The organism is Brunnivagina elsteri CCALA 953, from assembly GCF_002289455.1.
In the GTDB taxonomy this organism is placed as follows: domain Bacteria; phylum Cyanobacteriota; class Cyanobacteriia; order Cyanobacteriales; family Nostocaceae; genus Brunnivagina; species Brunnivagina elsteri.
Map to the genome: position 1 here is coordinate 1 of NZ_NTFS01000160.1, position 13,885 is coordinate 13,885.

Genomic DNA, 13,885 nt, shown 5'->3' on the forward strand with positions numbered 1-13,885 from the left:
ATTTGGTTATAGCTTGAGTTATAAGGTTTACCCTAATTACAAAAAACTACGGTTCTCAACGTAGACGTGGTTTATTAGAAAAAGTTGTCGAAAAATAGCTTCAGATAGAGAGCTGCATCGCTCATAATTAAGTTGGTTAGAAATATAACGTCCTATGAGAGAGCTGGAGCGGTATTATAGAGTATTGGAACTTGAACCTGGAGCTTCTCTTGATGAAGTTAATCAGGCTTACAAAGATTTAGCTTTTGTATGGCATCCAGATCGGATGCCGCAGGATAATCAGCGTCTCAAAGATAAGGCAGTATCAAAATTGCAGCAAATCAATGAAGCGCGGGATAAATTGCGATCGCATAAAGCCCGTTTGCATGTACCATCAACTAGAGCTGCTTCCCAATCCGCATCAAACCCAACGTCGCAGCAAACAACCACATCTAAAACTACGTCGAGGCAAGCTTATTCATCCCAATCGCGAACACCTCAGGAACCAAGTTATCAACCACCAAAACCCCATCCCGATTTGACTGGGAAGGATTATAGCGGTGCCAATTTAACTAATCGCGATTTTTCTGGTAGAAATATGAGTTACGCCAATTTGAAAGGTGCTAACCTCAGCGATACGTTTATGCATAAGGTGAATTTGTTTGGTGCGGATTTGTCTGAGGCTAATTTGTTTAGGGCTAATTTACTTTTAGCTGATTTGCGGGAAGCTAATTTACAGTCTGCAAATTTAATTGGTGCCGATCTAAGTGGTGCTGATTTACGTGGTGCTGATTTGCGTGGTGCTAGGGTAATGATTGGCGATCGCGTTCAAGTTAAACTCATTGGTGCTTTGTTAAATGGGGCTATTATGCCTGATGGTTCGATTCATGAATAATTTTTCCCAAAGCTAAACACACTAATCTCAACACGGGTTAATATCTCTGATTTCTGAGAAGAATTCGGGGATACATCTTAATTTTTAATTTATATTTTTACCATTAGACATTGACCGAATTTAATTATGCATTAGAACTCTTGTAGAGACTGCGAAGTTGCCGCGAAACTTTGCCACGGGGAGTATCCCCGTGGCAAGATTTCGAGAATATTCTGTCCCGGCACATTCGCGTAGCAATGCTACGTCTCTACATCTTTTCCGGAGATGTCTATTCATCTTAATAGATAAGAAATCTCTAAGTTAAATAATAAACACTTTCAAACTAATTTCTTAATGTTTAAATAAGAATCTTTTAACCTATCTGGTATAAGTTGATAGTGCTTAGTATCACTGATATTATTTGATTCTCCAATCTCTATTCATACACACATGGTTAGCATCAGCCTGAAATTAAAATTTGGTTTAGACATATAATCTGGGACTAAAGATTTGAACTTTTGTCAAGTCTCTTTTATATGACTTTTGTTTTAAACCATAAATTTATTTATCGGCTTTTGATGGAACCATCTTGATAGTTGTCTGGTAGTAATTTATTCAGTAAGAGATATTTTTGCTCCGCTCCCAATCAGCACTTGTACTAGTACAGTGAGTGCTGTATTATACCTCAACGTGTAAAGTTTGGGAATTTTCTGTTTGTGATTTAGCTTTCTTTATCGCCAATATTATTAAACAACAAGGTAGTCATAAATGAGTAATCAAATTCAATTGAAATTTGCTGGCACTTTGGGCTTAGATGGTGCGGAAATTTCTGATTTTGACCCCAAAACAAAGCGTCTGTTTACAACCGGGGAAGTGGCAGGTAAAGCTGTACTGCAAATTACGGATATTTCCGATCCTACCAAACCAACTAAAATCGGTAATATTGACCTTTCGAGCTTTGGTGCAGGAATTCAAAGTGTCGCTGTGAGAAAAGGTAAGGGTAGTGACAATAGCATTGTTGCGATCGCAATTTCTGCCACAACTGCAACTGACCCTGGTAAGGTTGTCTTTTTTGATGCTACTGTTAATGTTGCTAGTCCGACAGCACTTGCACAGGTGACGGTGGGTGCTTTACCTGATATGCTGACATTTTCCCCCGATGGAACAAAGGTGTTGGTTGCGAATGAGGGGGAACCGAATGAAGGTTATACAGTTGATCCGGAAGGTTCGATTAGTATTATTGATGTTTCTGGAAGTATTGCCGCTTTAGATAATACCAAAGTTTCTACCGCGACTTTCACGGCTTTTAATAGTCAGGAAGCAAGTTTAAAGCAGCAGGGAGTGAGAATTTTTGGTAAGCTAGCGAATGGGACTAATTCCACAGTTGCCCAAGATGTAGAACCCGAATATATTACCTTTTCTGGTGATGGCAAAACAGCTTTTGTAACTCTCCAAGAAAATAATGCTTTAGCCAAAGTTGATATTGCCACTGCTACCATCACCGCTATTTTACCCTTAGGATATAAAGACCATAGCTTACCAGGAAATGGGATTGATGCGAGCGATCGCGATGTGAATGGTACTGCCGGAGGTGGTGGTAAAATCAATATTCAAAATTATCCTGTGTTCGGGATGTACCAACCAGATGCGATCGCATCTTTTGAATCTGGGGGGAAAACCTATTATGTCACTGCTAACGAAGGGGATTCTCGCATCCGTCCGACAGCCAGTGGTATTATATCTGGTCAGGGAGAAGGAGGTATCTTCAATGAAGAAGCACGGGTTAGCACTTTAAACCTAGACTCTACAGCTTTCCCCAATGCCACAACTTTGAAAAATAGCGCTAATCTTGGTCGTTTAACAGTTACTAACAAACTTGGTGATACCGACGGAGATGGAGACTACGATAAATTATATGCCTATGGCGCTCGTTCTTTTTCCGTTTGGGATGATACAGGAAAATTAGTTTTTGATAGTGGTGACCAATTAGAACAAATTACAGCACAACAAACACCGACATTTTTTAATGCCAATAATGGTCTTACCACTGATTTTGACACCCGTTCTGATAATAAGGGACCAGAACCAGAATCAGTTGTTGTTGGTTATGTCAGTGGAAAACCCTATGCATTTATCGGTTTAGAACGTGCTGGTGGTGGTGTGATGGTTTATGACCTCAGCAACCCTACTAAACCTGAATTTGTCCAGTATATTCGCACTGCAACCGATATCAGTCCAGAAGGCTTAAAGTTTATCTCTGCATCTGATAGTCCCAATGGTAAACCATTACTAGCGGTTTCTAACGAAGTTAGTAATACTGCAACCTTATACGAAATTGCCGCTCCCAATTTTACCCTCCAACTACTCCATGCTGCCGATCAAGAAGCGGGTATTAATGCCCTTGATGACGCACCTCGTTTTAGTGCGGTTTTAAATGCGCTGAAAAATCAGGATGCTAATAAAGACGGCAAGGTTGACTATGGCAACACCATTACCTTGTCTTCCGGGGATGCATATATTCCTGGTTTATTCCTAGATGCTGCAAAAGACCCTTCCTTAGCTCCTTTATTGGGTAAAGAAGGTGTGGGACGTGCCGATATTATCATTCAAAATGAACTTGGTTTTCAAGCGATCGCATTCGGAAACCATGAGTTTGATTTGGGCACAGGTGTAGTTAAATCTGTACTTTCTCCCGATGGTGCTTATCCTGGGGCTAAATTCCCCTACCTCAGTTCAAACTTGAATTTTGCTCCCGATACAAATTTAGCAGGTTTGGTGACTGCTGAAGGACAGGAAGCTAGTAGCATTTCCGGTAAAATTACGAAGAGTACGGTTGTTACGGTTAACGGTGAAAAAATCGGTGTTGTTGGTGCGACTACTCCCACTTTAAGAAGTATTTCTTCCCCCGGTAATGTGGGTGTTTTACCAACCAACCCAACTGACATTGCTGCACTTGCTGCGGAAATTCAGAAATCAGTCGATGCATTGAAAGCTCAAGGGATTAATAAAATTGTCCTGCTTGCACATATGCAACAAATTGCCATCGAGCAACAATTGGCTGGTTTGCTGAAGGATGTCGATATTATTATGGCAGGTGGGTCAAATACTCGCTTGGTGGATGCTACAGACCGTTTACGTACTGGGGATAGCAAACAGGGTGATTACCCCATTCTCACTAAGTCTGCCACTGGTGAGGATATGGTGATTATTAACACCGATGGTAATTATAAGTATGTTGGTCGTTTGGTGGTGGATTTTGATGCTCAGGGTAAGATTGTTCCTGGTAGTATCAACCCCAATGTCAGTGGTGCTTACGCTACCGATGCCCAAGGTGTTGCCGCACTCAATGCTCAAAATTTAGTTGACCCAGAAGTTAAGGCGATTACTGATGCATTACGTCAGGTAATTGTCAAGCAAGATGGTAATTTCTTTGGGACAACCACAGAATTTCTCAATGGTACACGTTCTGATGTGCGTACCCAAGAAACTAATTTGGGTAATTTAACAGCAGATGCAAATCTGGATTATGGGAAACGACTCGATCCGACTGTAGTTGTTTCCATTAAAAATGGTGGGGGGATTCGTAATGATATCGGTCGTGTCTTTACACCGACTGGTGCAATTCAAGCAGTTAAACTTGCCCCAGAAGGAAATCCTTTGTCTGGCAAACCAGAAGGTGGAATTTCCCAACCAGATTTACAAAATGCTCTCTCCTTTAATAATGCCCTGACTCTGGTTACAGTTACAGCAGAACAATTAAAGCAGGTTTTGGAACATGGAGTTGCAGCAACAGCATCTGGTGCAACTCCTGGACAGTTTCCGCAAATTGCTGGTGTTTCCTTCAGCTTTGACTCTACTAAAGCAGCAGGACAACGGATTCAAAATGCCGCGATTTTGAATGATGATGGAACTTTAAGGGAGGTTCTGGTTAAAGATGGTCAGGTACAAGGTAATAAAAACCGGGGAATTAGGATTGTCACTTTGGGTTTCTTAGCTGATGGTGGTGATAATTATCCTTTGTCTGGTTTCATTGCTGCTAATCCCACTTTTGCAAATCGTGTTGATTTAATTGGGGAAACAGACAAAGATTTAAATTTGAACGGTAAAATTGACGCACCTATTGATGCGAAAAAGTTTGACTTAGGAAAAGCAAGTTTTGCTAATTCGGGTACGGAACAAGATGCATTTGCGGAATATTTGGTGGCAAATTTTGCTAATTCTCCATTTAATAGCACAGATACAGCACCAGCATTAGATACCCGCATTCAACGTTTAGATGCTCGTGCTGATGGGGTTTTTGCTAAAACGACTATTGAGTCAGCGACTCCGGGAGTTGTGGGGATTAAGGGAGGTTCGGGAGTCAATCAATTGCGGTTTAGTGTTAATCAAAGTAACTCTAGCACTACGGTAAATGAGTTAGTTGTATTTGAGTCGGATGGTTCAACTAATCCCGATTTAAAACAACTTTTGTTAAGTGGGAAAGCAAAGGTAATTTCTTCTGCTGTGGGTAATAAGCCGACTGGCTTCAATCCTGATTTAGAATCACGGACTTTAGGTTTTGCTGCGGGAAGTAAATTAGGTTTTGCTTTGATTAAAGATGGAACTGCTGACGATATTCAAGCTGGAAAGAGTAAAGAAATTGTTTTTTCCACTAAGACAAATTTTGTGACTAATATCTCAGGGAATGGCTTTAATTTAGCGATTGATGGATTCAATGTCAAAGCCGAGTCTGTGAATGAAGCTCGTCCATTAGGAACTGGATTACAAAACAAGAATGACGGTGAATTAATTGATTTGCGAGATATTTCTGGTAAGGTGGAGGCGACTTTCTCAATGTATAGAGAAGCAGCATTTAACAACCAGATTTATTTCTATAAACTGGATAATGCCGATGGTTTAGTTGGTGGAGTTAATCCCGGTACTGGCAGTAATTATTTGAATTCTGCATTGGCAAATATAGTCACTGGCGCAGATGGAAAAGCCATGAAATTAGAGGTTGCAAATCAGGGAACAGCGACAATTAAAGCCACTGTGAATGCAGGCTCAATTATTGCTCCTTTCATTGTTGTCAATGGAACTCTTGAGCAACTTCAAGATACAAATCCAAATAATAATCCTGTGGTTTATTTCCCATTCTTGGGTGCTAATCCTGGTCAATTTGACCACATACGTTTATTGGGTGATAACACCTTTGGTTTTGAAGATTTACCTGGTGGTGGAGATAAAGATTACAACGACATCATTGTTAAAGTCAATTTAGCTCCCGTTGTTTAATTGATTTAATTTCGAGGTGAATAGGGGTTTAGTGCCCCTATTACCCCTGTTGTAAGTAGGTTCTTCAAGACGTTTGATATAGACCATAAGTATTGTCTAATTTTCATAGCACCAATATCTTTTACCTCAAAATCATAATTACTATGGCAACAATTACGCAGTGGAATTTTAATTCTCCGACCCCAGATAATGCAGTCACTACAGGTACAGCTAATCCATCTGTTGGAACAGGAACCGCTTCATTACTAGGAACCACGGCAACCTTCGCCACGGGAAACCCAAGCGAAACCGATAACTCCGGCTGGAATACAACAGGTTACCCCGCTTTAGGAACAGATAATAAAGTTGAGGGAGTTCAATTTAGTGTTAGTACTGTTGGCTATACAGGTGTTACCTTTAACTTTGATATTCGCCACAGCAACACATCAGCGAATACTGTAGTAGTGCAATATTCAACAGATGGCACTAACTTTGTTGACTTTCAAACATTTACCGTCAGCCAAGGTGATACGTTTTTTAACCGCAGTGTTGATTTTAGTTCCATTGTTGCACTCAACAATAATGCCAATGCAGCTTTCCGAGTTGTTACCGCTTTTGACTCGACCGTTGGCAACTATCGTGCATCCACCCCTACATCTACATACGCTGGGGGTACTTTACGGTTTGATAATGTCACTTTTACTGGTAATGCAGTTGCCGCAACTCATCCCAGTGTTAATTTATCTGTCAATCCCAATGCGGGAACTGAAGCTGGTGCAACTGCAATTACTGTTACAGCAACAACTTCTAGCCCTGTTTCTGGCAACCAAACAGTTGGTTTAGTGGTAACGGGAACTGATATTACTGCTAGTGATTACACCCTCAGCACCACTACTATTACTATTCCTAGCGGACAAACTACGGGTACTGCAACTTTCACTGTAGTTGATGATTCTCAGGTAGAAAGTACAGAAACTGCGACTTTAACAATTAGTAGTCCTTCCTCTGGAATTACCTTGGGAACCACGACTTCTCAAAATATCACTATTACTGATAACGATCTACCCGCTAGCACCACTCCTAATGTACAAATTACTGAGTATATGTACACTGGTAACAACGGCGAATTCGTCGAGTTTACCAACCTTGGCACTACTCCAGTCAATATGACAGGTTGGAGTTTCGCTGATACAATTCGCACACCTGGGACTTTTTCTCTGAGTGCTTTTGGTACAGTCCAACCGGGAGAGTCGGTGATTTTGACGGAGACTGTGGAAGCAACTTTTCGAGCCGCTTGGGGAATACCTAACTCGGTGAAAGTTATTGGTGGGCAAACGGTAGCAGGATTAGGACGCGCCGATGAGATAAACTTGTTCGATAGCAGCAACCAGCTTGTCGATCGCCTTACCTACGGGGATGCAGTATTTGCGGGGACTATTCGCACCCAAAACGCTAGCGGTTGGACTAATACAGGGAATCTCGCACCGACTGAAATTAATCCGCAGTGGGTACTTTCCACCGCTAATGATGCACAAAATTCTCGAACTTCTACTGGTGGTGATATTGGCAACCCTGGGGGTTATATTAGTAGTTCTACACCAACTGCTGGTGTGACTATTACTCAATCTGACGGTAGCACCAATGTTACTGAAGGCGGTGCGACCGATACATACACAGTTGTGCTGAGAAGTCAACCTACGGCAAATGTGACAGTTAATATTAGCCCCGACGGACAAACAACAACTAGTAGTACTGCTTTAACATTCACCACAGCTAACTGGAATGTAGCCCAAACTGTAACGGTGACGGCAGTTAATGACCAAAAAGTGGAAAGTAACCCTCATCCTAGTAGTATTACCCACACAGTTACCAGCAGCGACACCAACTATAACGGGATTATAGCAGCGACGATTAACGCCAATGTCACCGATAATGATTTTGGTTCCTTGAAGAAAATTAGTAGCTTTGCTGGTACAGGTGCGGAAATTACTGTTTTCGATCCGGCTTCTAAAAGACTTTTTGTAATTGATGGGACAGCAAATGTCCAAATTGTTAACTTCAGTGACCCCACCAACCCCACAACAATTTCCGCAATTAACTTGACTGCCTACGGTATCAGTGCAAATAGTGTCGCAGTCAAAAACGGTGTAGTTGCGATCGCAATCGAAGCGGCAAATCCCAATGACCCTGGCAAGGTGGTTTTTTACGACACTGCGGGTACTTTTATTAAGGATGTCACCGTTGGGGTATTACCTGACATGGTGACTTTTAGTCCTGATGGAACTAAGGTTTTGACTGCGAATGAAGGACAACCGACTGCGACTAGTGACCCAGTTGGTTCTATCAGTATTATTGACATTTCCTCTGGGGTAGCAAATGCAACTGTTTCTACAGCGAGTTTTGCAAGTTTTGATGGTCAGGAAGCCACTTTAAGAAGTCAAGGTGTGCGGATTTTCCCTGGTAAGACAATTTCCCAAGATGCGGAACCTGAATATATTACTTTTTCTGGGGATGGTCGCCAAGCTTGGGTGACTTTACAGGAAAACAATGCTGTGGCTGTTGTGGATGTTGCCACTGCGACTGTAACGAAAATTGTACCCTTGGGTTTAGTTGACCATCGTTTACCAGGAAGCGAATTAGATGCGAGCGATCGCGATGGTGGTATCAACATCAAAAATTCTCCAGTATTCGGGATGTTTATGCCCGATGCGATCGCATCTTTTGCTGCTAATGGTCGTACCTATTATGTAACTGCAAACGAAGGTGATACCCGTGATGCGGATGAGTCTAGGTTAAGTGCATTAACCCTTGACCCTACCATATTCCCTGATGCTGCCACACTCAAGCAAGATGGCAATTTGGGTCGGTTAACGGTTTCTAAGATTGATGGTGATATTGATGGTGATGGCGATTACGACAAATTATTTGCTTACGGTACTCGTTCATTTTCAATTTGGGACGACCAAGGGCAGATAGTTTACAACAGTGGTGCGGATTTTGAAAAAATCACCGCTCAACAGGTTCCTAGTATTTTTAACTCCGATGGCACTGCTGCCAGCTTTGATAGTCGTAGCGATAATAAGGGACCCGAACCTGAAGGAGTTGCGATCGGTGTTATCAATAATCGTACTTATGCCTTTATCGGTTTAGAACGGGTTGGTGGGGTAATGGTTTATGAAGTTACTAACCCAGCAAAACCTCAATTTATTGAGTATTCTCCTGCTCAAACTGGAGATGTAGCTCCAGAAGGAATCGCTTTTATTCCTGCTAGCGATAGTCCTAGTGGTAAAAATTTGCTTGTTTTAGCCAATGAAGTTAGTAGAACCGTTACTACCTATGAGGTGAATCTGCCAACCCGAATTAGTGATATCCAAGGTACTGCTCACCGTTCTCCCTTTGTAAGTCAAACTGTTAATAATGTCCAAGGTGTTGTCACCGCAGTCGCTGCCAGGGGTTTTTACCTGCAAGACCCAAATCCTGATACAAATAATGCTACATCGGAAGGGATTTTTGTTTTTACCAGTTCTGCACCGACTGTAACTGTAGGACAATCTGTAGGGGTGACGGGAAGGGTTGATGAGTTTCGTCCGGGAAATAATGNATAATGCTGGGAATTTGACGACGACACAAATTAATGCCAGTGTTTCTGGTGCTGCGGTGACTCAATTAGCCAGTTCTTTGGGAACCATTACCCCAATTGTAATTGGTGCTGGTGGTAGAATTCCTCCAAATGCAGTTATTCAAAATGATTTTACTGCTGCAACTCCTGGAAATGTGGAAACTGGGGGAGATTTTGACCCGACAACGGAAGGGATTGACTTCTATGAAAGTTTAGAAGGAATGCTCGTCCAAATTAATAACCCCGTTGCAACTAGTCCTACCAATAATTTTGGTGAAATTTGGGTACTTCCTAATAATGGCGCAAATGCAACTGGACGCACTGCGAGGGGAGGAAGTTTAATTTCTGCAACAGACTTTAACCCAGAACGAATTCAAATCGACGATACTTTGTTTACTTCAGGAACTTCACCCTTAGTTAATGTTGGTGCAACCTTAAATACAATTTCCGGTGTGGTGGATTATAACTTCAACAATTACGAAGTTTTACCAACTTCCCTAACGGTAAATTCTCCTGGTTCCCTGAATAAAGAAACCACAAATCTTGTTGGAGATAGCAATAATCTCACCGTCGCTACCTTCAATGTGGAAAATTTAGACCCAGGTGACGGTGATACCCAATTCAATAATATCGCCAATCGGATTGTTAATAACCTGAAAACACCCGATATTATTTCCGTTGAAGAAATTCAGGATAATAACGGTGCAACAAATGATATCGTAGTTGATGCAAATCAAACCTACCAAAAACTAATTGATGCCATTAAAACAGCTGGTGGTCCAACTTACCAATATCGGCAAATCAACCCTGTAGATGACCAAGATGGGGGGGAACCAGGGGGAAATATTCGCGTTGGTTTCCTATTTAATCCAGCACGGGTAAGTTTTGTCGATCGCGCTGGTGGTGGTTCGATAATTAACACCACAATTACTAATGCTAATGGGAAACCGGAACTTTCCGCTAGTCCTGGTAGAATTGACCCCACTAACTCTGCATTTAACACCAGTCGCAAACCTTTGGTGGGTGAATTTATCTTCAAAGGGGAAACCGTATTTGCGATCGCAAATCATTTTAATTCTAAAGGTGGCGATCAATCCCTATTCGGTCCCAATCAACCCCCAACCCTCAGCAGTGAAGCACAAAGACTACAACAAGCGCAAATTGTCAACAATTTCGTAGATAGCATCTTGACTGTTGATGCTAAGGCTAATGTGATAGTTTTGGGTGACTTGAATGACTTTGAGTTTTCCGAACCGTTAAATGTGTTGAAGGGAATACCAGGAGGAGCGGGAACCCCAGTTTTAAACAATCTCCTCGACACCATCCCCGCAAACGAACGCTACACTTACAATTTCCAAGGTAATGCTCAAGTTCTCGACCATATCTTAGTTAGCAATAATCTTTCCCAAAGATTAAATGGCTACGATATCGTCCATATTAATTCCGAATTTGCCGACCAAGATAGTGACCATGACCCCAGTGTTGCCCAGTTTAATTTTGCACCGCAACCAAAGGTCACTAACTACACCTTCAATAATTTACCAAAATTAGGGACAACCTCCACAGGTCAAGATATTTTCTTGGGTGGTTTCTCAGGTTTATATTTCCAAGGAATCGCCGCAAATGGTAATCTCAAATTTGTCACCCACACTGATAGGGGACCAAATGGGGAACCAACTGCTGGGAAAAGACCATTTTTGTTACCCAATTTCCAACCGGAAGTAGTTAGTTTTGAACTGAATCGTACCACCAGCGAAATTACCATCACCAAGAGAACTGGATTATTCCGTCAAGATGGAACTACACCATTAACAGGTTTACCCAACTTACAAACTGGGGTTCAAAATACCGCTTATACTGACGAAATTGGTGTGGATTTAAATAATAATACCCTAGCTAACGACAGCTTGGGAGCCGACTTAGAAGGAATTGTTGTTGCTGAAAATGGTGATTTGTGGATGGTTGACGAATATCGTCCAGCAGTTTACCAGTTTAATAGTAATGGTAAATTAATTGACCGCTTTATTCCCCAAGGTGATGCAACCGACTCCAGTAAAAATGGTGGAACTTCTTTCGGAACCCCAATCATACCTGCTATTTATGCTCAAAGACGGGCAAATCGTGGTTTTGAAGCGGTTGCTTTAGAAGGAAATAAACTTTATGCGTTTATCCAAAGTGCGATCGATAATCCCGATAACGCTAGCGATACGGTATCCAGAGGTTCCCGAAATCTGAGAATACTGGAATTTGATATTACTCGCAAACAGGTGACTGGGGAATATCTATATCTGCTCGACGACATTACAGCAAGTGGTAACGCCAAAACCGATAAAATCGGGGATGCGGTTGCTCTCGGTAACGGGAAATTTGCGGTTGTGGAGCGAGATGACTTGTCTACCACTGCTTCCAACAAGTTGATTTACCAAATTGACTTAAAAGAAGCAACCAACATAAATAACCCTGCCAATTTTACCCTCCCAACTGGCAAAACCATCGAGCAATTAACTTCCCAAGAATTAACCACCGCAAACATCAAACCTGTCAGTAAAAGTTTGATCGCCAATGCGGCTAAATTTGGTTATACAGGGGTGGAAAAATTAGAAGGTTTAGCACTTGTTGCACCAAATACATTAGCACTAATTAACGATAACGACTTTAACGTTGCTGGAACCAATGTCCCCGAACAACTGGGCATTTTAGAACTACCCAACAATTTACCCGTCGCTCAAGCTGGGTTAAGCAAGAATATCAGCAATGATGTTTTCAATATTTCCGGTGGTGTGGGAATACCCAGATTGGTAGTATCCTTGATTGGACGTAGTTCTAATTTAGTTAATGAACTAAGTGTATTTACTGTAGATGACAGCAAAGGAAGCATAAATGGAATTGCTCCCGGTCAAACTGGATACACCGAAGCCGCATTAGAAAGAGGGAGAGTAATTAGTAGCGCGATCGCAAATAATCCCAATGGATTTAATCCCAACGAATTAACCCGGTTATTGGAATTTAATTCTGGGGATAATTTACGTTTCCTACTGGTGAAAAACAGTAGTCTTGATGCTGTTAAAGCTGGTAAAACTCCCTTGAGTGATGTGTTAATTTCCTCCCAAACTACTCAAAAAATAGCTGATGTTGGGAATGGTGGTTTCACCTTATCTTGGGAAGATGGAACTGGTAATAGCACCGATTTCAAAGATTTAGAAGTGAAAATCCAGTTTTCTAATCAGGTATTACCTCTAGGTAGTAAATTACAAGGTTCCAATCAAGCTGAATTAATTGATTTACGAGATATTTCTGGTAATGTCAAAGCTGAATTTACCCTGAATCGGGAAGCTGCATTCGATAACTTTGTTGGTTTCTACCGTATTGCCAATGAAAACGGTGGAATCGACATCAACGGAGATAAAATTGCCGATATTCTTCCTGGGCAATCTGGTTATACCCAAGCTGCAATTAATCAACGTATTACCGGAGTTGATTTAACAGTAAATAACCAAGGAATAGCAAAATTCAATAGTACTTTGCTCGGTGGTTCATTACTTGCACCATTTATTATTGCTAATGGTAGACCAGAAGCAATTTTAGATAGTAACCTAAATAATGACCCCGCAGTTTATTTCTCCTTCCTGGGAGCAAATCCCGGACAAGTTGACCATATTCGGTTGTTGGGGAATAATACCTGGGGATTTGAAGATTTACCCCTTGGTGGTGACAAAGATTATAACGATGTAATTGTTCGGGTGAATTTGACTGTGTGAAACGTAGTTTTTCACCTACCATATCAAGGGACTATTTGACTAAAGAGGAAGCAGGTAAAACTATTTTTATCTGCTTCTTTTTCCTATCTTTTAGTAATCTCTTCGTTCTATTTAAATTTCAACTATTTTTTCTTAATTAAATATGATTAGAAGATATCTATCAGCAATGATAATGAGATTATTTATTTAGTTTTGATGAAATCTAATTATATTGCGATCACATTCTGTATTTAATTATGTTTAAGAAACTCTTGAAGTTATAAAAAATATATGTATTTTGATTTGTATTAAGACTACGAACTAAACAAAAAACAACTCTAATTGAATAAATCAATTTATAAAAATATTAAAAAAAGCTTCTTTTTAAGATTATATATCTTTTTCTTAATCAAAACTTAACTC

4 protein-coding genes are annotated in these 13,885 nt (G+C 41.0%); all 4 read left to right on the plus strand.

The window, feature by feature from the left end:
• Positions 1 to 154: 154 nt before the first annotated feature.
• The 4 genes from CK510_RS15095 to CK510_RS33460 all read left to right on the plus strand — a co-directional run bounded on the left by CK510_RS15095 (position 155) and on the right by CK510_RS33460 (position 13,483).
• Positions 155 to 874, plus strand: coding sequence for a pentapeptide repeat-containing protein (locus CK510_RS15095; RefSeq protein WP_095722489.1), 720 nt, complete (start codon positions 155 to 157; stop codon positions 872 to 874).
• A gap of 747 nt (positions 875 to 1,621) precedes the next feature.
• On the plus strand, positions 1,622 to 6,127 hold the full coding sequence (locus CK510_RS15100; RefSeq protein WP_095722490.1) for a choice-of-anchor I family protein: 4,506 nt from the start codon (positions 1,622 to 1,624) through the stop codon (positions 6,125 to 6,127).
• Between the two features lie 143 nt (positions 6,128 to 6,270).
• On the plus strand, positions 6,271 to 9,711 hold the full coding sequence (locus CK510_RS15105) for a choice-of-anchor I family protein (RefSeq protein ID WP_095722491.1): 3,441 nt from the start codon (positions 6,271 to 6,273) through the stop codon (positions 9,709 to 9,711).
• On the plus strand, positions 9,704 to 13,483 hold the full coding sequence (locus tag CK510_RS33460; RefSeq protein WP_510788924.1) for an esterase-like activity of phytase family protein: 3,780 nt from the start codon (positions 9,704 to 9,706) through the stop codon (positions 13,481 to 13,483). The genes CK510_RS15105 and CK510_RS33460 overlap by 8 nt, the downstream gene beginning before the upstream one ends.
• Positions 13,484 to 13,885 lie beyond the last annotated feature (402 nt).

Excerpts from the sequence above, each read along its gene's own strand:
- CK510_RS15095 (WP_095722489.1), top strand. The coding sequence starts at position 155 with ATGAGAGAGCTGGAGCGGTATTATAGAGTATTGGAACTTGAACCTGGA.
- CK510_RS15100 (WP_095722490.1), top strand. The coding sequence starts at position 1,622 with ATGAGTAATCAAATTCAATTGAAATTTGCTGGCACTTTGGGCTTAGAT.